Annotated in this window: 23 protein-coding genes; 14 read left to right on the forward strand and 9 right to left on the reverse strand. The window is 63.0% G+C overall.

Annotation, left to right across the window (positions count from 1 at the left end; all coding sequences use genetic code 11):
* Window positions 1–92 precede the first annotated feature (92 nt).
* Complete coding sequence (locus tag RG2_RS20360; RefSeq protein ID WP_003945169.1) at window positions 93–260, forward strand: DUF3117 domain-containing protein; 168 nt, start codon at window positions 93–95, stop codon at window positions 258–260.
* Between the two features lie 110 nt (window positions 261–370).
* Window positions 371–1,240, forward strand: coding sequence for a putative RNA methyltransferase (locus tag RG2_RS20365; protein WP_033234438.1), 870 nt, complete (start codon window positions 371–373; stop codon window positions 1,238–1,240).
* On the opposite strand, the gene glgA is transcribed toward RG2_RS20365, so the two are convergent.
* On the reverse strand, window positions 1,224–2,399 hold the full coding sequence (gene glgA, locus RG2_RS20370) for a glycogen synthase (RefSeq protein ID WP_033234437.1): 1,176 nt from the start codon (window positions 2,397–2,399) through the stop codon (window positions 1,224–1,226). The genes RG2_RS20365 and glgA overlap by 17 nt on opposite strands.
* A gap of 109 nt (window positions 2,400–2,508) precedes the next feature.
* Between glgA and glgC the strand changes: the two genes are divergently transcribed.
* A complete protein-coding gene (glgC, locus tag RG2_RS20375) occupies window positions 2,509–3,723 on the forward strand; it encodes a glucose-1-phosphate adenylyltransferase (protein ID WP_033234436.1) in 1,215 nt (404 codons plus the stop codon).
* Here the strand turns inward: glgC and RG2_RS20380 are convergent, their stop codons facing one another.
* Window positions 3,724–4,359, reverse strand: coding sequence for an O-methyltransferase (locus tag RG2_RS20380; protein ID WP_033234435.1), 636 nt, complete (start codon window positions 4,357–4,359; stop codon window positions 3,724–3,726).
* Window positions 4,360–4,659: 300 nt separating this feature from the next.
* Here RG2_RS20380 and sigE point away from each other — a divergent pair, with 300 nt between their 5' ends.
* The 4 genes from sigE (at window position 4,660) to tatB (ending at window position 7,727) form a co-directional block, all read left to right on the forward strand.
* On the forward strand, window positions 4,660–5,259 hold the full coding sequence (gene sigE, locus RG2_RS20385) for an RNA polymerase sigma factor SigE (RefSeq protein ID WP_033234434.1): 600 nt from the start codon (window positions 4,660–4,662) through the stop codon (window positions 5,257–5,259).
* Window positions 5,260–5,293: 34 nt separating this feature from the next.
* On the forward strand, window positions 5,294–5,629 hold the full coding sequence (locus RG2_RS20390) for an anti-sigma factor (RefSeq protein WP_033234600.1): 336 nt from the start codon (window positions 5,294–5,296) through the stop codon (window positions 5,627–5,629).
* A gap of 90 nt (window positions 5,630–5,719) precedes the next feature.
* Complete coding sequence (locus RG2_RS20395) at window positions 5,720–7,219, forward strand: S1C family serine protease (RefSeq protein ID WP_033234433.1); 1,500 nt, start codon at window positions 5,720–5,722, stop codon at window positions 7,217–7,219.
* Between the two features lie 73 nt (window positions 7,220–7,292).
* Window positions 7,293–7,727, forward strand: a complete 435-nt coding sequence (tatB, locus tag RG2_RS20400; RefSeq protein WP_033234432.1) for a Sec-independent protein translocase protein TatB — start codon at window positions 7,293–7,295, stop codon at window positions 7,725–7,727.
* Window positions 7,728–7,737: 10 nt separating this feature from the next.
* On the opposite strand, the gene RG2_RS20405 is transcribed toward tatB, so the two are convergent.
* From RG2_RS20405 to RG2_RS20425, 5 genes are all read right to left on the reverse strand, one after another.
* Window positions 7,738–8,874 carry an Mrp/NBP35 family ATP-binding protein gene (locus RG2_RS20405; protein WP_033234431.1) on the reverse strand — a complete coding sequence of 379 codons (1,137 nt, stop codon included), beginning with the start codon at window positions 8,872–8,874 and terminating at the stop codon, window positions 7,738–7,740.
* A gap of 24 nt (window positions 8,875–8,898) precedes the next feature.
* Entirely contained in the window at window positions 8,899–9,759 is an 861-nt protein-coding gene (locus RG2_RS20410) for a lytic transglycosylase domain-containing protein (RefSeq protein WP_033234430.1), read from the reverse strand.
* Between the two features lie 171 nt (window positions 9,760–9,930).
* Window positions 9,931–11,379, reverse strand: coding sequence for a lytic transglycosylase domain-containing protein (locus tag RG2_RS20415; protein ID WP_230590145.1), 1,449 nt, complete (start codon window positions 11,377–11,379; stop codon window positions 9,931–9,933).
* 114 nt (window positions 11,380–11,493) lie between these two features.
* Window positions 11,494–12,042, reverse strand: coding sequence for a DUF1003 domain-containing protein (locus RG2_RS20420; protein ID WP_033234429.1), 549 nt, complete (start codon window positions 12,040–12,042; stop codon window positions 11,494–11,496).
* Window positions 12,039–13,325, reverse strand: a complete 1,287-nt coding sequence (locus tag RG2_RS20425) for a magnesium transporter MgtE N-terminal domain-containing protein (RefSeq protein WP_033234428.1) — start codon at window positions 13,323–13,325, stop codon at window positions 12,039–12,041. The genes RG2_RS20420 and RG2_RS20425 overlap by 4 nt, the downstream gene beginning before the upstream one ends.
* Before the next feature lie 90 nt (window positions 13,326–13,415).
* Between RG2_RS20425 and RG2_RS20430 the strand changes: the two genes are divergently transcribed.
* The 4 genes from RG2_RS20430 (at window position 13,416) to RG2_RS20445 (ending at window position 16,774) form a co-directional block, all read left to right on the forward strand.
* Window positions 13,416–14,378: an HpcH/HpaI aldolase/citrate lyase family protein gene (locus RG2_RS20430; protein WP_033234427.1), complete on the forward strand. Its 963-nt coding sequence runs from the start codon at window positions 13,416–13,418 to the stop codon at window positions 14,376–14,378.
* Between the two features lie 106 nt (window positions 14,379–14,484).
* Window positions 14,485–14,979, forward strand: coding sequence for a YflT domain-containing protein (locus RG2_RS20435; protein WP_033234426.1), 495 nt, complete (start codon window positions 14,485–14,487; stop codon window positions 14,977–14,979).
* Between the two features lie 32 nt (window positions 14,980–15,011).
* Entirely contained in the window at window positions 15,012–16,118 is a 1,107-nt protein-coding gene (locus RG2_RS20440; RefSeq protein ID WP_230590144.1) for a winged helix DNA-binding domain-containing protein, read from the forward strand.
* Window positions 16,119–16,189: 71 nt separating this feature from the next.
* A complete protein-coding gene (locus RG2_RS20445; protein WP_033234425.1) occupies window positions 16,190–16,774 on the forward strand; it encodes a suppressor of fused domain protein in 585 nt (194 codons plus the stop codon).
* A gap of 19 nt (window positions 16,775–16,793) precedes the next feature.
* On the opposite strand, the gene RG2_RS20450 is transcribed toward RG2_RS20445, so the two are convergent.
* Both RG2_RS20450 and RG2_RS20455 read right to left on the reverse strand, forming a co-directional pair.
* Complete coding sequence (locus RG2_RS20450) at window positions 16,794–17,246, reverse strand: SRPBCC family protein (RefSeq protein WP_033234597.1); 453 nt, start codon at window positions 17,244–17,246, stop codon at window positions 16,794–16,796.
* 136 nt (window positions 17,247–17,382) lie between these two features.
* Window positions 17,383–18,453 carry a magnesium and cobalt transport protein CorA gene (locus RG2_RS20455; protein ID WP_033234424.1) on the reverse strand — a complete coding sequence of 357 codons (1,071 nt, stop codon included), beginning with the start codon at window positions 18,451–18,453 and terminating at the stop codon, window positions 17,383–17,385.
* A 120-nt stretch (window positions 18,454–18,573) separates the two neighbouring features.
* On the opposite strand from RG2_RS20455, the gene RG2_RS20460 reads away from it, so the two are divergent.
* The 3 genes from RG2_RS20460 to RG2_RS20470 are packed head-to-tail and all read left to right on the forward strand — an operon-like array spanning window position 18,574 to window position 20,447.
* Complete coding sequence (locus RG2_RS20460) at window positions 18,574–19,428, forward strand: PHP domain-containing protein (RefSeq protein WP_033234423.1); 855 nt, start codon at window positions 18,574–18,576, stop codon at window positions 19,426–19,428.
* Window positions 19,425–20,039, forward strand: coding sequence for a MarC family protein (locus RG2_RS20465; RefSeq protein ID WP_165826381.1), 615 nt, complete (start codon window positions 19,425–19,427; stop codon window positions 20,037–20,039). Before RG2_RS20460 ends, RG2_RS20465 begins: the two co-directional genes overlap by 4 nt.
* Window positions 20,040–20,042: 3 nt before the next feature.
* Window positions 20,043–20,447 (forward strand): hypothetical protein, encoded by a 405-nt coding sequence (locus tag RG2_RS20470; protein WP_033234421.1) that lies wholly within the window; start codon window positions 20,043–20,045, stop codon window positions 20,445–20,447.
* Window positions 20,448–20,731: the final 284 nt, after the last annotated feature.

Below are 20,731 nucleotides of genomic sequence, written 5' to 3' on the forward strand. Positions count from 1 at the left end.
AATGGAGGCTACGAGCCTCGCTGATCGTTGGCGGGGCGCACCGTTTTGTCGACGCGCAGTGAAGTGCAGCGCAGATCTGGAGGGAGCAGAGGATGGCGGCCATGAAGCCCCGGACCGGGGACGGTCCCCTCGAAGCAACCAAAGAGGGACGAGGAATCGTCATGCGGGTTCCACTCGAGGGTGGCGGACGCCTTGTCGTCGAGCTGACCCCGGATGAAGCTGCTGCGCTGGGTGTGGAACTTACAAACGTCACCAGCTAGTCGGGTCCAGGTAGGAAATGCACCCAGGCTCCGCAACCGATCTTCGGTGCGGGGCCTGAAGTGTGTGTTGGTCTGGGCGCGTGTACGAGTCGAGCCGGAAGGGCAGTTGTGTGCTTGCCGAAGTGATCGATCTGCTGGCGTGCCCGCAGTGCTATGTGGACCAGCAGTGCAGTCTTGAACTCGATCTGATCGACCGCGCCCTCGAATGTGCCCGAGGCCACCGATTCGACATCGCCAGGCAGGGCTACGTTTCCCTGATCAGCGGTGGGTCCACCAAATTCACCGGCGACAGCGCCGAGATGATTGCGGCCAGATCCAGGCTGCTCGGTAGTGGGCATTTTGATCCGCTGATGGAAGCGGTTACGGCGGCGTGTGCTCGCTCAGGGGGTGTCGACCCTGCGCGGATTGTCGAAATCGGTTCCGGCACAGGACAATATCTCGAGCATGTGATCAGCGGACTCCCGGATTCTCGGGGAATTGCCCTCGACGTCTCGAAATTCGCGGCCCGGCGAGCAGCCAAGGTCCACGACAGAATCGGGTCGATCGTCGCGGACGTGTGGCAGCCCCTGCCGATTCGTGACGGCGTGCTCTCTCACGTGCTCTGTGTGTTCGCTCCGCGCAACGGTGAGCAGTCCCACCGCGTTCTGGCCGACGAGGGCGTTCTCGTGGTTCTCACGCCCACGGACAGGCATCTGTGTGAGCTGATCGAGTTGCTCGGCATGGTTCGCGTCGACGACAAGAAAGTGGAACGGCTCGGATCGTCCATGGCCGGACTGTTCGAGCGCGAACACTCCGAGGGTGTCGAGTTCACCATGCACCTCACGCACGACGAGGTTCTCGATCTGGTGGGCATGGGGCCTTCCGCGCGGCACCTGACGGCGCAGCAACTCGAAGCCTCGGTAGCGGAACTGCCCGAACTCACACCGATCACCGCGTCTGCGACGATCTCCAGTTACCGCAAGGTCAACCGCGGCGTCTGATCGCGTCGTCGTAGACGTCGATGGTTTGTCTGGCGATCTCGGCCCACGAGAAATGCTCGATGGCGCGGACCCGGCCGGCCCGCCCCATCGCGTCGGCACCCGTTTTGTCGGCAACAACCTCGTTGACCGTCGCGGCCAAGGATTCCTCGAAGGCAGCAGGCTCGTACGCGTTGTAGTGGACGAGTCGCCCGGTCACGCCGTCGTCGACCACCTCGGGGATTCCGCCCACATCCGAAGCGACAACAGCGGTTTCGCAGGCCATGGCTTCGAGGTTGACGATCCCCAACGGCTCGTACACCGACGGGCAAACGAAGACTGTTGCGGCCGAAAGTATTTCGCGGATCTGTTCGGTGGGCAGCATCTCGCGAACCCAGAATACGTTGCCGCGGTGCGCGGCGAGGGCCGCTACTGCCTGCTCCGTCTCGGCCGCTATTTCCGGTGTATCGGGAGCGCCAGCACACAGGACAAGCTGGATGGACGGGTCGAAATCGTGTGCCGCCGCGATCAGGTGGCCGACGCCCTTCTGACGTGTGATGCGGCCGACGAACGCCACGATCGGTTGGCTGACATCGACGCCGATCGCCGTCAACGCAGACGCTTCGCCGGTTCCGGCCGGACCGGGATGCCACACACTCGTGTCGATCCCGTTGCGAACCACATGGATACGGCTGGGATCGAGCGAGGGGTACGCGTCGAGGACGTCGGCGCGCATTCCGGCACTGACCGCGATGACAGCGTCGGCATGCTCCACGGCCGTGCGCTCGGACCACGACGAGACGCGGTAGCCGCCGCCCAACTGCTCGGCCTTCCACGGACGCCGGGGTTCGAGCGAGTGCGCGGTCAGAATGTGGGGGACGTCGTAGAGCGCCGACGCCAGATGCCCGGCCAGTCCGGTGTACCAGGTATGGGAATGGACAATATCGACACCGCTTGCGGCCGCAGCCATCCGAAGCTCGGTGGACAGCGTTGTCAACGCGGGGTTGGCGCCGTCCAACGCGGGATCGGGGGAGTGGACGATCGCGTCGTCGCGCGGCGCTCCCATGCAGTGAACGTCGACGTCGACGAGCCGTTTCAACTGAGCGACCAGCTCGGTGACGTGCACGCCTGCACCGCCGTAGATCTCCGGTGGGTATTCCTTGGTCATCATCGCGACTCGCACCGGCTAAACCTAACCGCCCGTGGTCGATCCGGCTACCGGCCGGCGCACTTCGAGAGTGTCGCGGCCCGCTTCGCTAGCGGGACCACCGGAGTGCGGATAGGTTAAGCGTGTGAGAAGCCAGCCGCATGTGCTTGGAATCGTGCTCGCCGGGGGCGAGGGCAAACGTCTCTATCCGCTGACGGCGGATAGAGCTAAACCAGCGGTGCCGTTCGGCGGCGCCTATCGACTGATCGACTTCGTGTTGAGCAACCTGGTGAACGCGGGCTATCTGCGTCTCTGTGTGCTCACGCAATACAAGTCGCATTCACTCGACCGACATATATCGCAGACGTGGCGGTTGTCCGGGTTTGCGGGTGAGTACATCACCCCGGTCCCGGCGCAGCAGCGACTCGGGCCGCGCTGGTACACCGGCAGCGCCGACGCAATCCTGCAGTCGCTCAACCTCGTTTACGACGAAGACCCCGAGTACATCGTGGTGTTCGGCGCCGACCACGTGTACCGCATGGACCCCGAGCAGATGGTGCAGCACCACATCGACTCCGGTGCCGGAGTGACCGTCGCAGGTATCCGGGTGCCGCGTAGTGAGGCGTTTGCCTTCGGTTGCATCGACAGCGACGAGTCGGGGCGCATCACGCAGTTCCTCGAGAAGCCGGCTCATCCGCCCGGCACCCCAGACGACCCCAATTCCACCTTTGCCTCCATGGGTAACTACGTGTTCACCACGAAGGTATTGGTCGACGCCATCCGCGCAGACTCCGAGAACTCCGATTCCGATCACGACATGGGCGGCGACATCATCCCCGCCCTCGTCGCAGCCGGCGAAGCCTCGGTATACGACTTCAAGGACAACGTCGTTCCAGGAGCGACCGACCGCGACCGCGGCTACTGGCGCGACGTCGGCACCCTCGACGCCTTCTACGACGCACACATGGACCTCGTCTCCGTCCACCCCATCTTCAACCTGTACAACCGCCGCTGGCCCATCCGCGGCGCCACCGAGAACCTGGCACCGGCCAAGTTCGTGAAGGGCGGCCTCGCTCAGGAGTCGATAGTCGGCGCCGGATCGATCCTGTCTGCCGCCACGGTGCGCAACTCGGTTCTCAGCTCGAACGTGATGATCGAGGACGGCGCCACCGTCGAAGGAAGCGTCCTGATGCCAGGAGTGCGCATCGGCAAGGGAGCAGTCGTGCGCCGCGCCATCCTCGACAAGAACGTTGTTGTCGGTGACGGCGAAATCATCGGCGTCGACCTCGAACGAGACCGCGAACGATTTGCGATCAGCTCCGGTGGAGTCGTCGCAATCGGTAAAGGCGTCTGGATCTAGCTAGAGCTTGCTAGCGCAGAGCAGTCCTTCACCGAGCGGAAGCAACACCCGAACCAGACGCTTGTCGTCCGCGATGGCCTTGGCGGCTTCGCGGACGGCCACCGTCGTGGCATCACGGGCCGACGGGTCGGCGACGCGACCACCCGCAAGAGCGTCGTGCAGCACGATCACACCGCCCGGACGCAACAACCGGATACCTTCACGCACGTAGTGCGGCTGATCGACCGGGGTGCAATCGACGAAGACCAAGTCGTATCCACCGTCGGCGAGGCGCGGCAACACGTCGAGTGCATTGCCGTTGATCAACCGGGTGCGAGCGGGAGCGATTCCACTTTCACGGAACGTCAATTTGGCTGCGCGCTGATGCTCGGGTTCGCTGTCGATAGTGGTCAGGACACCGTCGTCGCGCATACCGTGCAGCAACCACAGGCTGCTCACACCGGCTCCTGTACCGACCTCGACCGCCGTCCTCGCGCCGAGCATGCGGGCGAACATCGCAAGTGTCGCGCCGACTGCGGGCGTCACGGGTGCGGTGCCGAGGTCCAACGCTCGGTCCCGCGCCGCGGTAAAAATCTCGTCCTCGGAAACAACGTCCTCGACGTGGCGGAGTATCTGTTCGGCGTGGGTCACGCTCATGAGGTTATCGGGCCGGTCGCATTGACGCTGCAAGGCGCGCACCCTGACAGATTCTCAGGAATCCCTCAGCCTCTTCATATGGCATGCACACCGCGGTACGAGAGGGTATGTACATCGCCGGAAGTGCACGGAACATCCGGCGGCGATGGATGAGCTGATCAAAGGTGATCCGGGAACAAAACGCCTCGGTGTTCGGTTGTTCGAATCATCACGTGAGCTGACCGCGCGGTGCGAAAAGACCAGGAGGATCCACTTATTTTCCAGATCAACGACGAGCCTCGCCCTCGAGAGTCGGAAGTAATGACGACGGAATCGGCTGTGGATTCCGAATTGATCGGTACTGCTGTTTTCGACGCAACGGGTGAGAAGTCGGCCATGCCGTCGTGGGACGAACTCGTCCGCCAACACGGTGACCGCGTGTACCGCCTTGCGTACCGCCTGTCAGGCGACGCGCAGGACGCAGAAGATCTGACCCAGGACACGTTCATTCGTGTGTTCCGTTCCCTCTCCGACTACCAGCCGGGCACGTTCGAAGGCTGGCTGCACCGCATCACGACCAACCTGTTCCTCGACATGGTTCGCCGACGCAACCGCATCCGCATGGAAGCGCTCCCGGAGGACTACGACCGCGTACCGTCAGCCGGTCCGGACCCCGAGCAGATTTACCACGACGCCCGTCTCGACGCCGATCTTCAGGCCGCACTGGACTCCTTGGCACCGGATTTCCGTGCCGCTGTTGTGCTGTGTGACATCGAAGGTCTGTCGTACGAGGAAATCGGTGCCACACTGGGAGTCAAGCTCGGAACGGTTCGGAGCCGTATCCACCGTGGACGACAAGCGATTCGCGATCATCTGGCAGCAGCACAACGCGCCGGTGATTCCGAACGTGTCGGCGTCTGACGGGGGAACGTTGGTCAATCATCTGGAGGGACGAATGACGGAGGCGCGGGCACCCCGCCAGTTCGGTTCGACCGAACACCTGGCAAGTGAGGCAATTGCCGCCTACGTCGACGGAGAACTTCGCATGCAGGCCTATCTTCGGGCCTCACACCACATCTCCTTGTGTGCTGAATGCACGGCTGCGGTCGATGCACAGCAACAGGCCCGTGGTGCGCTCCGGCGGAGCGGCGAGATGACGATGCCACTGTCGCTTGTCGGACTGCTCAGCGCAATTCCGACCTGCACCACCAATACTGCCGATACCTCACCGGGATCGGACGCCGGTTTCGGTGCGATCGGCAAACGCCTTTCACGCCGCTGGCGTAAATGACCTGTCCTTTCGGCCCAGTCAGCGACGCCGTGCATCCACCGATCAGTGATACTGGAACGCGTGACTGACGGACAGAGGGGGCATTCCGGCGTGGATACCGATACTTCGGCGAACGGTTCGGTTACTTCGGCAAACGGTTCGGTGGATCGACCGGCAGACGCGCCTGTACTGGAACCCCGCCCGGTGTATCGGCCGCAGATCGATCAGGCGTCGCAGCAGGCATTCAGTAGGCCGAGCGGCGTCGACGGTTCCTTCTCCCAGGCAGCTGCCCGGAGCGTGCAGACGCCCGGTGTTGTAGTCGGTTCGCCCGATCCGGTTCTCGCAGAGGCGTTCGGTCGCCCCGAGGGCGCCACGGAATCCATCGGCCGTGATCCCGAAGCCGACACGGAATCCGAACCCGAAGACGAAGTCCCGAACGACCCGTGGCGTGATCCGGCGTCGTCGGTGGCTCTTGGTTCGCCCGCGCAGGAAACCCAACCCGAAAGTTTGCCTCCCGCACCGAAACTGGATGTCCGAGACGTACTGTTCGGGCGTAAGGTCGCGCCATCCGCGCTGGCTGCACTCGCCGGAATGGCACTTGTGATTGCCCTGGTGGGCGGACTGCTCGCGACGGTGATCACTGCCGACCGAAGTTCCCTCACCAGTTCGCACGTCACGTTGGTGCAATCCGGTGGTGGTGAACAGCCGCAATCCGACGTCGCGAAGGTCGCCGACGCGGTGCTGCCGTCCGTTGTCTCCATCCAAGTTGCCGTCGGCGATCAGGGAAGCACCGGTTCGGGCGTCGTGATCGACGACAAGGGATACATCGTCACCAACAACCACGTGATCTCCTCGGCCGCTCCGCCGGCCCAGAACGCTCGGATCCAGGTCATCTTTTCCGACGGCACCAAGACCGACGCTCAGATTGTCGGCCGCGACGTGAAGACGGACCTCGCGGTGCTGAAGGTGTCGGCGAGCAATCTGACGGTTGCACAACTCGGGCGCTCCGAAGACGTTCAGGTGGGTGACGACGTCGTGGCCGTCGGTTCTCCGTTGGGACTGAGTAAGACTGTGACACGCGGAATCGTCAGCGCCCTGAATCGCCCGTTGCGGTTGTCCGGAGAGGGCACCGATACCAACGCGGTGATCGACGCCGTCCAGACGGATGCAGCCATCAACCACGGCAATTCCGGTGGCGCTCTGGTGGATGCGGAAGCCCGCGTCATCGGCATCAACACCGCGATGCTCAGCGAATCGGGCGGTTCCGTCGGTCTCGGTTTTGCGATCCCGATCGACACGGTCACCGAGGTGGCGCAGGCCATCATCCGTGACGGTTCGGTACGCCACCCGGATATCGGCGTCAATGTTCGCACCGTCGTCAACGACGCCACCAGTGGTGCTGCGGTCGCCAATGTCCGTGACGGAAGCCCGGCGCAACAGGCCGGAATCGTCGAGGGTGACGTCATCGTCAAGGTCGGGGACAGGCAAGTGACAGGCGCCGACGAATTTGTTGTGGCGGTCAACGCCGCGTCGATCGGTCAGCCGGTCAACGTCGCGTTGATCCGCGAGGGACGCCAGGTAGACATATCGGTCACGCCGGTTTCGGACTGAGAGAACCTACGAGGTTGCTGTGAGGTTGATCCGGACCTGCGCGCAACAACCGGACACACAGTAGGCTTGCCCTGTGTTTGGCAACATCGGTTGGGGCGAGTTCATGATCCTCCTCGTAGCGGCTCTGGTCATTTTGGGACCTGAGCGGCTTCCGGGCGCGGTCTCCTGGGTTACACGATCACTGAGGCAGGTACGTGAATATGCTTCCGGAGCCCAGAATCAGCTCAAGGAAGAACTGGGCACCGACTTCGAGGATCTGCGTAAACCACTCGCAGATCTGAACAAGCTGCGCGGGATGACCCCGCGCGCTGTGATCACCCAGCATCTTCTCGACGGAGACGACTCCCTCTTCACCGGAGACTTCGACAAGAAGTCCCAAAGCGGTGTCAAGCCCCAGGGCGGCAGCGGTGTGAAGCCCCAGAGTGGCGCTCAGGAACCGATGTCACTCACGAAGGACAAGCCTCTCGCAGCCGGAGAGCGTCCACCGGTCGACCTCGACGCAACCTGAGCGCAACCCGCTACATATTGCGCACAGTGTTGATGCCGAGCGACATTCCGGCGAGTCCGCGCTGACGGACGGCCAATTTGTCCGCGATCTCCGTCAATGCCTTCGCGGCAGCGCTCTCCGGTGCACTCAGCACGATCGGCGTGCCCGCGTCACCGGCTTCACGAACCGACGGATCGAGCGGAATCTGGCCGAGCAGCGGAACCTTCGCGCCGACTGCCTTGGTGAGGCGATCGGATACCGTCTGGCCGCCGCCCGTTCCGAAGACATCCATGCGGGTGCCGTCCGGCAGTTCGAGCCACGACATGTTCTCGACGACGCCCGCAACACGCTGACGGGTCTGTAGTGCGATGGCACCGGCGCGTTCGGCAACCTCGGCGGCTGCCTGCTGCGGCGTGGTGACCACCAGAATCTCGGCGCTCGGGATGAGCTGGGCCACCGAGATGGCGATGTCACCCGTTCCCGGCGGAAGGTCAAGCAGAAGGATGTCCAGATCGCCCCAGAAGACGTCGGCCAGGAACTGCTGCAGCGCGCGGTGCAGCATCGGGCCACGCCATACGACCGGGGTGTTGCCCTGAGTGAACTGGGCGATGGAAATCATCTTCACGTCATGCGCGACGGGCGGCATGATCATCTTTTCGACCTGCGTTGGCTTGGCGTCGGTGCCGAGCATACGAGGGATGGAATGACCGTAGATATCGGCGTCGAGAACACCGACGGACAGGCCGCGTGCTGCTAGTGCCGCCGCGAGATTAACTGTCACACTGGACTTTCCGACACCACCCTTGCCGGAGGCCACGGCGTACACGCGGGTGAGAGAGCCGGGCTGGGCGAAGGGGATCACCGGTTCGGCGGAGTCGCCGCGCAGTGACTTGCGAAGTTCCGTGCGCTGCGCGTCGTCCATCACGTCGAGTTCGACGCGAATGGCACCAACACCGGCGACGTCGGCAACTGCCTTGGTGACGCGCTCGGTGATCTCGGTGCGCATCGGGCACCCTGCGGTGGTGAGGTAGATCCCGATGTCGACGCTGTTGTCTTGCGCGAGCGTGATGTTCCTGACCATCCCCAATTCGGTGATGGGTTTGCGGATCTCAGGGTCGAGAACTCGCGCGAGCGCGGAGCGAACGTCGGACTCGGTCAGTGCGGACATGACTCCATGGTAGGTGTCGGCAGATCAGTGAATGCGAGGCAGGTCCGATGCGGCGGGCACGATGCCGGTGGAGTAACCGGCAGTCCAGGCCAGGACGTTGGCGACATAGGCAGCCGAGTTGTTGTAGCGATGGATTGCTTTGGCGGCCTGCGTGAGGTCCTGCATGTTCAATCCGCCGTCGCACAGGTACTTTCCGGTGGTCAGTGCCGAGTCGAAGAGGTTCTGCGGATCGGAGATGCCGTCACCGTTGCCGTCGCCGGCGTACTGCGTCCACGTGGACGGGATGAACTGCATCGGGCCGACTGCGCGGTCGTAGACGGTGTCGCCGTCGAGTGCGCCGCCGTCGGTGTCCATGATCACGGCCTGGCCGGGGAGGCTGCCGTTGAGGGGCAGTCCGATGACAGGTTCGAAGAGGTTGCCGTTTGCGTCGGCGTCCTTGCCGTCGTGGGCGTGGCCGGATTCGACGCGGCCGATTCCTGCCATCAGGGTCCACTGCATGTTGCAGGTGGGGTTCTCGACAGCGAGGATGCGCTCGGCGTTCTGATAGGCGGCGACGCTCACGCTGGGGATGCCGAGGGCGCCTTCGGCCATCGAAGCGGGCAGTGGGGGTGTGGCCTGGACCGGTGCGAGCGGGGCGGGCTCGGCAACTACCGGCGCTGCGGCCAGGTCGGCGACGGGAAGGATCTGAGCTTGCGGCTCCTGCGTGGCCGGGGTCTCGAGTGACCCCAAGGCGGTTTCGGCGCTGGCGGCATTGACGAAAGGCATATCGGATGCCGCTCCGGCGGAGTTCGCTGCTGTAACCAAACCGATAGGAATGAGGCCGGAAAGCGCGATGACCGAGTTGCGACGGATGTGCGAATCTGTCTTCTTGTTGTGCCGACCCACTGTTACTGCCTCCTGGACCCCGAAATCGGGGTTTTCCGTTCAATGACGGAATCGAGGCTACCTGATTTGTTGCACTTCCGTTACTCAACCGTGATCTAAGTGGGCAGATCTGTGCCGTCAACGCAGTTCAATCGTGATTTTTCCGGCGCGAGCGTTATCGCGGCGTGACCGTTATGCGACGGGCATGAACGGCAAACCCGGCAGCAGTGGTGCGGGCGCGGGTGCCGGTGCGGCAGCGGGTGAGGGCGCCACGGCAGCGGGCGCGGCGTCGGATGTAGTCGCCGGGACGGACGACGGAGTTGTTGTCGTGGCATCGGTGGCGGGGGCCGGCGTGGTCGCCGACGCCTCGGCTGTCGGAACGGCGCACGGCAGGTGGATTCCCGGCTGCAACTGAGCGAGCGCTACGGGATCAGGGAGGATCACGCACATGTCGTCTGGCCACGTCCAGCCTGTCGGCGTCAGAATCGGCCACACGAGGCCGCGTGACGTGAGTACCGGCAGTGGGATGATCGGTCCGGTCGGAGCCTGTGGGGTGGTGGCAGGACCGGGCGCGGCGGGTGAGGCCAGCCCGGGTGCTGACGGGTTCGGTGTGGTGGGGAGCACTCCGGGTGGGATCAGCGCTTGGAGATCCGGCGAGAGTGCCGGCATGTCGGGCAGGCCGGGGAGTAGTGGCGCGGGAGTAGCTGCGGCCGTTGCCTGATCGCCGCCCTTCTTTTCGGCCGTCGGATCGACTGCCGCCGCAGCAGCGAGAATGGCCGCAGTCGACGTGGCGTCGGAGCTACCGGTGTTGATGCTCCCGGTATTGATTCCGCCGGTGTACGGCAGCGATCCGGACGGGAGGACTCCACTCTTGTACGCCGTCGACCACATGATGACGTTTGCGGCGTACGCCGCGGAATTGTTGTATCGGAGAACGGCTTTGGTCTCCTGATCGAGGTTGCGGAGATCGAGCCCGCCGCTGCAGAGATATTTGGCCGCCGAGAGTGCCGCGTCGAACACGTTGTTGGGGTCGGTAACACCGTCGCCGTTGCCGTCACTGGCGTAGTGCGCCCACGTCGACGGAATGAACTGCATGGGGCCGACGGCGCGGTCGTGGGTCGGGTCGCCGTCGATCAGGCCCTTGTCGGTGTCGGTGATGATCTGGTTGCCGGCCAGGCGGCCGTCCAGCACCGGGCCGAAGATCGGCGTCACAGTGGTGCCGACAGAGGTGGTGCGTCCACCGTTGGCATGGCCCGATTCGATTCGGCCGATACCGGCCAGAAGATGCCACGGGACGCCGCAGCCTGGTGCCTCCGTCATCATCACCAGTTCCGCGGAGCGGTAGGCGTTGAGGACGATCTCGGGGATGCCAAGTGAGGTCAGGACAACTGTTGCGGCTGCGGGGTCCAGTGCGGTGGTTGTTGCGGTAGTGCTCGGTGGTGCCGATCGTTGCGTTCGCACCGTGCGAGGTGTCGGAAGGAAATCGGGGCTGTCCGCTGCGTTCACGGCGTTACCTGCGAGTGCGATGGGTATCGGTGATCCCGTTGCAGGGGCACTACCTGCGGTAAGGGCTGCCGGTCCGGTGGCCGCGAGTAGGCCCCCCAGTAGCGTGGACGCTGCGATCAATCCTCGTACGCGCACGATTCCCCTTTGCTGGTAGCCCGGGTTCGGAGTACCCACCGATATATATAAGAGTCTGTGACTTACGTTACATATCGGTCTCGGTCTATGCAGCAAAACTCAGTAAACCCTCAGCTAAGAATCCCGGCTGTCGAGACTCTTTTTCGAGGAACCTGATTCGCGATGCTTCTTCTTCGGGGGCGGTTCGTGTTCGGCGGTGAGGAGCAATTTGATCTCGTCGAGTTCGCGTCGCAGATAGTCACGAGTCGCGACTTCGCCGAGGGAGATACGCAGAGCAGCGAGTTCCCGGGCGAGGAACTCTGTGTCGGCTTTGGTCTGTTCGGCGCGAATCCGGTCCTCTTCGAGCGAGACCTTGTCTCGGTTCTCCTGCCGATTCTGGGCCAGGAGGATCAACGGTGCCGCATACGCGGCCTGCGTCGAGAACGCCAGGTTGAGCAGGATGAACGGATAGGGATCCCACTGCAAGCTGACCGCAAAGACATTGAGTGCGATCCAAACGATGACGATGATCGTCTGAATCGCCAGGTAGCGACCCGTGCCGAGGAAACGCGCAATACGCTCGCTGACCCGGCCCACCGCTTCGACATCGAAGTCGATGTGGAACCGCCGACTCCCACGGGGAGTCTCTAGGCGCTGACGGGCGCTGGAAGACCGATCGCTCATCGGACCAACCCCTCGTCGTCGGAATCGTCTTCGCGCCAGTCCTCGGGCAGAAGGTGATCGAGAACGTCGTCGACGGTGACCGCGCCGATCAGGTGGTTCTCGTCGTCCACCACCGGTCCGCACACCAGGTTGTACGTCGCGAAGTATCGCGTCACGACAGCAAGCGAATCGTCGGCCCCGAGACTGGGTAGGTCGCTGTCCAGAATTCCGCCGACCAGGCTCGCCGGCGGTTCACGTAACAACTTCTGCAGATGAACACACCCGAGGTAGCGTCCGGTCGGCGTGGCCGTCGGCGGGCGCACGACAAATACCATGCTGGACAACGCGGGCGTGACGTCGTAATTGCGGGCCCGGGCGAGAGCTTCCGCCACCGTGGTCGACGCCGTCAGCACCACTGGTTCCGGCGTCATCAAACCACCAGCCGTATCGGGGGAGTGTTCGAGGAGTCGGCGCACCGGTTCCGAGTCCTGCGGGTCCATCAACTGCAGCAACGATTCCGCCTCGGTTTCGGGCAACTCGCCCAGTAGGTCGGCGGCGTCGTCCGGGTCCATCGCCTCGAGGAGGTCGGCCGCCCGTTCCACTTCGAGGTGCATGAGGAGATCGGTCTGATCGTCGGCAGGTAGTTCCTGCACGACGTCGGCGAGACGCTCGTCGTCGAGGGCTACGGCTAGCTCGTGTCGGCGCTTTTCCGGAAGTTCACGCATCGCGTTGGCGACGTCGGCCGGACGCATGCCCTCGTACTGCAGCAGCAGGTGGGCGACGCCCTGCCCCGGCAGTGACAGGTCACTCTGGGTAAGGCCGGCAACGTGCTGCCAGTCCACGATGTGGATCGCGGCCCGGCGACCCAGGCGTCCGCGATGGCCACGGACCGCCACCTTCGACACCACCCAATCGCGGGTGCGCCTCGATTCGATACCCAGATCGACGACAACGGCGTCGACGCCGTGGAGTTCGGTCAACTCCGGGTCGTCCACTCGCACATGTGAATCGAGTACCTGTGCAAGAGCGAGAACTTCGCCGGGGCGCTGGGTGAATCGCCGGATACTGACATTGCCGGTCGTCAGTGTGACGGCACTCGGTTCGATCGCGGTGACACGCAACATCGGCACGAAAATGCGTTTGCGCGTGAACATTTCGATCACCAAACCGAGCACCCGCGGTTGCTGGCGACCGATGCGGACCGTGATCACGACATCGCGCACTCGCCCGATCGACTCACCGTCGGGGCCGAGGACAACCAGGCCGGCCAGCCTGGCTGCAAATACCTTGCCTGCTGCTGCCATGATTGCAAGGCTAATTCCTCACGCGTCATTATCTGCAACAGAGACGCCGAAAACGTACGAGTCGATACCTCTGAAGGGCACTCAAAAGAGATGACATCACGTAACCGATCCCGCCGATCAGTTCTCGCCGTTCCCGGCAGCAGTCGCAAGATGATCGACAAGGCAAAGGGACTGCCGGCCGACGAGATCTTCCTCGACCTCGAAGACGCGGTCGCACCGTTGGCGAAGCAGGCCGCACGCGAAGCCGTCGGTGACGCGCTGGCCGAGGACGGATGGGGCAAGCAGGTCAAGGTGGTTCGGGTGAACGACTGGACCACCGAATGGACGTACGCCGATGTTGTCGAGGTTGTCGGCCGGGCGGGTGCTCACCTCGACGCGATTCTGCTGCCCAAAGTTCCCGATGCGAGCCACGTGCAGGCACTTGATCTGTTGTTGACTCAGGTGGAAAAGGCCAACGGCCTCGAAGTGGGACGAATCGGCATCGAACCCCAGATCGAGAACGCGATCGGCCTGACCAACATCGACGCGATTGCCACGGCCAGCCCGCGGGTCGAGGCGTTGGTCTTCGGGCCGGCAGATTTCATGGCGAGTTTGAACATGCGCACCCTGGTGGTCGGAGAGCAGCCGGACGGCTACGACCGTGGTGACGCCTATCACCACATCCTGATGACCATTCTGATGGCTGCGCGGGCGCACGGGGTTCAGGCCATCGACGGTCCGTACCTCCAGATTCGTGACGTCGAGGCGTTCACGCGCAGCGCTGCCCGCACTGCAGCATTGGGTTTCGACGGCAAATGGGTACTGCACCCGACTCAGATCGAGGCGGCCAACGAGGTGTTCAGCCCGAGGCAATCAGATTACGATCGCGCTGAATTGATCCTGGACGCCTACGCATTCCACACCTCCGCGGCCGGCGGTGGGCGGGGAGCCGTGATGCTCGGTGACGAGATGATCGACGAGGCAAGTCGCAAGATGGCGCTGGTGATTTCCGCGAAAGGCCGGGCAGCGGGTATGGCCCGGACAACGGAATTCACTCCACCAGAACACGCCTGATCAGCTGCGGTCGAACAAATCGGGTAGGTAAAGGGCACAATAGGTTTGTATGTCTCGCGTTGTTCAGTCACGGATGACGCGCCCGAAACAAGGAGCACGATCACCCATGTCCAATCCGCTCGCACAATCGCCGAATGGGTCGCGCCGTGGAGCGTTGCCGACACCACCTTCGGGCTGGCCGATCGGGTCGTACCCCACCTATGCGGAGGCGCAGCGCGCCGTCGATTACCTGTCCGATCAGGAATTCTCGGTCCAGGATGTCACCATCGTCGGTGTGAATCTGATGCAGGTCGAACGGGTTCTCGGCCGGCTCACGTGGCCCAAGGTGATTGGCGGCGGTCTGGTGTCCGGCGCGTGGCTGGGCGTGTTCTTCGGCCTTCTCCTGGGTCTTTTCACGACCAGCTTCATCGGGCCACTGATCACGGGCATCGTCGGCGGCATCATCTTCGGCGTGATCACCACAACCATCCCGTACGCAGCGACGCGCGGCCAGCGAGATTTTGCCTCGACCATGCAGTTGGTGGCTGGTCGGTACGACGTGCTGTGTGAGCCGAAGACAGCCGAGGCTGCCCGCGATCTCCTCGCGAAGCTCGCGATCTGATCGGTTCAGTGCACGGTGAGCGCGAGGGAACCGTGACGCGTGTACTGACCGATCGCGCCCTCGGTCGGGCGACTCTTGCGCGTCAGTTCCTGCTGGAGCGGGCTGACGTCACTGCCCTCGAAGCCGTCGAACGCCTGGCCGGTCTGCAGGCGCAGGCCCCGACGCCGCCGTACCTTGCCCTGTGGGCCCGTGTCAAAAACTTTGCGGCAGAAGAGTTGTCGACATTGATCGAGCGTCGGCAGGTGGTGCGTCTGGTTGCGATGCGCGGAACGGTATTTGTGATGTCGGCCGCTGATGCCGCACCCTTCCGTGGCACGGTTCAGTCGATTATGGACCGTGATCTGCACACCAACACCGCGCACCGGGCGGCGCTGAGCGGAATGGATCTGGCCGCTCTTGCGCAGGCCGGCCGCGAACTTGTTTCCGAGGGGCCACTTACGCAGATGCAGATGAGGCCGCTTCTGGCCGAACGCTTTCCAGGGCGCTCTCCGGAAGGACTCGCGCACGGGATCAGGGGACTGTTGCCGATGGTCCAGGTACCGCCTCGCGGGTTGTGGGGTAGATCGGGACCGCCCGCGTTGACCACGCTGGAGAGTTGGCTGGGCACAGAGCTGGATTCGACTCCTGTTCCAGACGCCCTGGTGTTGCGCTATCTCGCTGCGTTCGGTCCGGCGAGTGTGAAGGACGCCCAGGCGTGGTCGGGATTAACCAGGCTGGCAGAGGTTTTCGAGCGACTACGTCCGAACCTGATGACGTTCGTGAACGAGAAGGGGACGGAACTGTTCGACCTGCCAGACGCTCCACGCCCGGACGACGGCACACCACCGGTCCGGATCTTGGCTCCGTTCGACAACATTTTGCTCTCACATGCGGATCGCTCGCGAATCATGGATGAGCAGTACCGAACTCGGGTCTTCACGGTGAACGGAATAATCAAACCCGCCGTGCTGGTACGAGGGAAGGTTGTGGGATTCACCGCAGAATCCGCGAAAGGTGATACCGCGCGATTGACGGTGTCACTGTTTTCGCAGCAGTCGAAAACCGCCATGTCATCCATCGAGAGGGAAGCGCGTTCATTGCTGCGATTTCTGCATCCGACGATCTCCAAGCACGAGATATCCGTCGAAATTCTCACCTAGCAAAAGAGGCGTTCTGAAGCGCCCCGGCCTCTGCGCTGCGATCAGCGCCGTGATGGTGCTTAGATGGACGCGTGTCTGACAGTGTTGTGTCCTCCGTCCGCGCGCACCTCGTTGCCAATATCGAGGGGCCGGAGCCGGCTGCGGCCTCGGTGACGTTCCTGGGTGTCGAGCCGCTGGACGTGCTCAGATTCGAATCTCCCGACTCAGTGGTGCACTACGCAACACTGGGGTGCTCGCGGCACCCCATGGGCGATCCGGGTGATCTGGTCGCCGATCCCACACGCGGACCCCGGGCGGAACTGGTGCTCTCGCTGCGCGGCGGCACCGGTATTGCGTCGGGAATCGCGCGCACCTTGGCTGTTCTGGCGGCGGCCCCGTCGGTCGAGGGCATCGTGTTGCTCGACGATGCGCTGCTCGACCTCGGGGAGCCCCTGTGGAAGGGCGCAGCTTTTACTGCAGTCCTTCTCAGTGACAGCGGGATTGAAGATCTGACGCTCCCCGAGCCGATGGATCCGGTTCGGTTCCTCGCCGTGGTCCCCATAACCGGAACCGAAGCAGCCTGGGTCCGTCTGCGCGGTGCAGGTGCACTACGTGAAGCCTGGGCTGAGGCGGGCATCGACGTCCGAGATCCGCACCGAGCGGCGGCGTCGCTCTAACTGCCGCGTCGCTCCGATCTTATTGTGCGGCTTCGTTATCGAGAAGGTCGGCCAGATTCTCCAGGCTGGCCTGCTGGGATCGGCCGAATGCCTTGGTGACAAGCGGGTCTGCCATTCTGCCGAACACTCCGCCAAGGCCACTTTCACTGTCGAGTCGATAGGTGACGCGCGTGCCCTTCTCGACTTCCTCGCACGTAGTGGTCAGCGTGAAAGCGACGGGGCTTTTGACAGACTTTGCCGAACTTCGCTTGGGCGCATCGTATTCCGTGAACTCGGCGGTCCAGTCGATGCGCTTGCCGAGTATTCGGCTGGCTCCCTGCCAGCGGGTCCCCACTCCTATCGGGCCGTCCGTGATCTGCCGGGATTCGACAATCGAGTTGTCCCAGTTCGGCCAATTCTCAGCGGTGCTGAGGTACTGAAAGACTTCTGGAACCGGGCGCGAAACGATTACTGACTGCTCAACTGTAGGCATCGTAGCTCCTCCGAATTTGCTTGTGGCAAGGTATTTTTCGGGTGCGGTGATTTCGATGCGAGGGACCCGCGGGTACACGTGATACGTGTTGGTACCCACAACTCATTGTCCGCTTGCACTGTGGCTAAGTACAGAGTCAGAGCCAGTTGTTTCGGCGGAACAGAAAGAACAACCCGACGCATACCGACGCGATGAACACCATCACCATCGGATATCCGTACTGCGAACCCAGTTCCGGCATGTTCTCGAAATTCATGCCGTAGATGCCGGCAATTCCGGTCGGTACGGCCGCGATAGCCACCCATGCCGAAATCTTGCGCATGTCGGTGTTCTGCTGCACCGCGATCTTTGCCAGAGCAGCGTCCACGAGCGAACTCAGTACTTCGTCGTACTCGGAGATGCGTTCGGAGACGATGGTGTGATGGTCTCGGACGTCGCGGAAATAGCGTCTGATCTCCTTGGGGACCAACCCGCCTGCTGGTTGTGTCAGTTGCAGGAGTGGCATGCCGAGCGGGGTGACCGACCGTCGAAGTTCGACGATTTCCCGTTTCAGCAGGTAGATGTGCTCAACCGCCACGCTGTTACGTGGGTTGAACACCAACTCTTCCATATTGTCGACGTCCTGCTCCACCAGTTGTGTCACGGACAGGTACGTGTCGACGACGTGGTCGGTGATGGCATGGAGAACGGACCACGGTCCCATGGCGAGACGCTCGGGTAGCTGTTCGAGGGCTTTGCGGACACTCGCCAGTTCGGAATGGTCACCGTGCCGAACCGTGACGACAAAATCCGGACCGACGAACACCATGATCTCGCCGGTCTCCACGATTTCGTTGGCCGTCTCCACGGAATCGTGCGGGACGTAGACAACGGTTCGAAGGACGAGAAACATGACGTCGTCGTAGCGTTCGAGTTTGGGTCGCTCGTGTGCGTGGACGGCATCCTCGACCATCAACTCGTGTAGACCGAAAGTCTTTGCCACGTCCTGCATTTGGGATTCGTCGGGAGCATGGATACCAACCCAGACGAATCCGTTTCCGCGTCGGCGCACTTCATCGAGAGCGGCGTTGTGAGTGAACTTTCCCGGGAGCCTGGTGCCGTCCACGTACACAGCACAATCCACAATGGCACGAGCTGCGGGGACGGGAATCCTCGGCAACGGTGGCGGAGCTGATTTGCCGTTCGACCAGTTCGGTAGTGACGGCACTGTGTCTACTCCCTCCGCAGATAGGCGAAGCGCACTATTGCTGCCGCGCAATCGTACGTCAGGATCTCAGGCAATCGACCGGAGCGAGATGGTCTTGCGGATTGCTGACAGACTGGAGCGGTGCGAATAGACCTTCACACCCACTCCAACGCATCAGACGGCACGGACACCCCTGCCGAACTGGTGCGCGCCGCTGCCCACTCCGGACTCGACGTTGTCGCGCTCACCGATCACGACACCACCGCCGGCTGGGCGGAGGCGGAGCGCGCACTGCCTGCCGGGCTCGGACTCGTCCGTGGCATGGAAATGTCGTGTGAAGGCGAAGGTGAGGACGGGTGGCCGGTCGCGGTGCACCTCCTGGCGTACCTGTTCGACCCGGACCACCCCGAGTTCGCCAAGGAACGCGAGCGGCTACGCGGCGAACGGGTCGAAAGAATCCGCACGATGGCGACTCTGATGGCCCGCGACGGGCTGCCGATCGACCCGGACGAGATCCTCGCGTCGGCTGGTCCTTCTGTGGGGCGTCCGCACATCGCAGCGGCTCTGCTGCGGGCCGGCGTGGTCTCGAGCATCGGTGAAGCCTTCAAGGACTTGTTGGCAACCCGCGGGCGCTACGACGTCCCGAAATACGACACGCCGATCGACTACGCCGTCGAACTGGTCGCAGCGGCCGGGGGAGTGACGGTGATCGCTCACGGTCGTGCGCGCACCCGTGGTCGTGTTCTCGCTCTAGGCCACATTCGCGATCTGGCGGCCTCCGGACTCGGCGGACTCGAAGTCGATCACCCGGATCATGCGCCCGCAGATCGGACTCTCCTCCGCGGACTGGCCGGCGAACTCGGCCTCGCGGTGACCGGATCATCGGACTACCACGGAGACAACAAGACGATCGACCTCGGCGACGAGCTCACCGACCCCGCCGACTTCGAGGAATTGATGTCGGCGGCAACAGGCGTCGAGGTGCTGAAACACTGATGTTGGACACGACGCTCTACCTCACGGTTTTCATCACTCTCTTTGTCATCATGGACCCGCCCGGAGTCATTCCGGTGTTCCTGTCCCTGGTCGGCCGCAAGGACCGTGCCGACCGTAATCGCGCGGCGTGGCAGGCCCCGGCAGTGTCACTCGCCGTTATTTCCGTCTTCGCGGTCGGCGGGCAGGCAATCCTCAACTATCTGCACATCGGAATACCCGCGTTGCAGGGCGCCGGCGGATTGCTCCTTCTGCTGATCGCTCTCGAACTACTCACCGGCAAGACGTCCAACCGTCCGCAGGGCGCCGACGACGTCAACGTGGCCCTGGTTCCGCTGGGTACGCCCATGATGGCCGGCCCCGGCGCGATCGCCGCGGTCATCGTCTTTGTCGCCCAGGCAGACGGGGACGCGGCGTCGTACCTTGCGATCGCCTTGGCGATCATCTCGATTCACCTCGTTCTGTTCATAGTGCTGCGATTCTCGACCGCCTTGATCCGTGTGCTCGGTGTTGGCGGAATCTCGCTGCTGGCCCGCATCGCAGGTTTGCTGCTTGCCGCCATCGCCGTTCAACTCATCGCGGAGTCCGTCCGCGGATTCATCACGGGAGCGTAGATCGTGACTTACGACAACAACGGTTACGACAACAACAGCTACGACGCATACCGGGACGACAATGCCTACGACAACTCGTACGACTACGACGACCGCTATGACGATTACTACGATGCTCCGGACACCAAGCAGTGGGCGTTGATTCGTGGTCTGCGTGCGCTCAGTGGGACCGTCGCGGCTGGAATCGTTGTTCTCACAGTCGTGGTGATCGCGTCGGCGTATCTGGGAGGCAATCGGGGCTTTCCCGGACCGGGCACCACATCGATCACCGCGCACATCGTGGCGTCGGTAGTGGCGCTGGTCGCACAGATCTTCTGTGACCGTCGCCGCGGCGTTGCCGCAATAGCCGCGTCCGTGGTTGTGCTCGTAACTGCCGGGGTGCTGCTGGTGACGCAGTGGTGGGGTTAGGGACCGAAGGATTTGATTGTGATCGCGCGCAGGTGGCAAACTGGAGGGACTTCGTAGGCGGCGCCACAGCCCGGCCATGAAGAAATTGCATGGATCTGCCAGGGCTCACCCGCCCAACACCATGACGCTTCGGATGTATTGCGGCCAACTTTCTTGCGCACCCGAATGCTCTTCTTCTCTGCAGTTGTTCACGGAAGAAAAGACTCTGACCGTTGCTAACGTTCTGTTTCGGCCGTCAGATCACTACTTCCCAGTAACCCAGCCCCGAGTGCGGCTGGTCATAT

The organism is Rhodococcus globerulus NBRC 14531 (assembly GCF_001894805.1).
In the GTDB taxonomy this organism is placed as follows: domain Bacteria; phylum Actinomycetota; class Actinomycetes; order Mycobacteriales; family Mycobacteriaceae; genus Rhodococcus_F; species Rhodococcus_F globerula.

What these genes read in the sequence shown, in the direction of transcription:
- RG2_RS20360 (WP_003945169.1), top strand. Translation starts at nt 93, where the DNA reads ATGGCGGCCATGAAGCCCCGGACCGGGGACGGTCCCCTCGAAGCAACC.
- RG2_RS20380 (WP_033234435.1), bottom strand. Translation starts at nt 4,359, where the DNA reads ATGAGCGTGACCCACGCCGAACAGATACTCCGCCACGTCGAGGACGTT.
- sigE (WP_033234434.1), top strand. Translation starts at nt 4,660, where the DNA reads ATGACGACGGAATCGGCTGTGGATTCCGAATTGATCGGTACTGCTGTT.
- RG2_RS20390 (WP_033234600.1), top strand. Translation starts at nt 5,294, where the DNA reads ATGACGGAGGCGCGGGCACCCCGCCAGTTCGGTTCGACCGAACACCTG.
- RG2_RS20405 (WP_033234431.1), bottom strand. Translation starts at nt 8,874, where the DNA reads ATGTCCGCACTGACCGAGTCCGACGTTCGCTCCGCGCTCGCGCGAGTT.
- RG2_RS20420 (WP_033234429.1), bottom strand. Translation starts at nt 12,042, where the DNA reads ATGAGCGATCGGTCTTCCAGCGCCCGTCAGCGCCTAGAGACTCCCCGT.
- RG2_RS20425 (WP_033234428.1), bottom strand. Translation starts at nt 13,325, where the DNA reads ATGGCAGCAGCAGGCAAGGTATTTGCAGCCAGGCTGGCCGGCCTGGTT.
- RG2_RS20430 (WP_033234427.1), top strand. Translation starts at nt 13,416, where the DNA reads ATGACATCACGTAACCGATCCCGCCGATCAGTTCTCGCCGTTCCCGGC.
- RG2_RS20435 (WP_033234426.1), top strand. Translation starts at nt 14,485, where the DNA reads ATGTCCAATCCGCTCGCACAATCGCCGAATGGGTCGCGCCGTGGAGCG.
- RG2_RS20450 (WP_033234597.1), bottom strand. Translation starts at nt 17,246, where the DNA reads ATGCCTACAGTTGAGCAGTCAGTAATCGTTTCGCGCCCGGTTCCAGAA.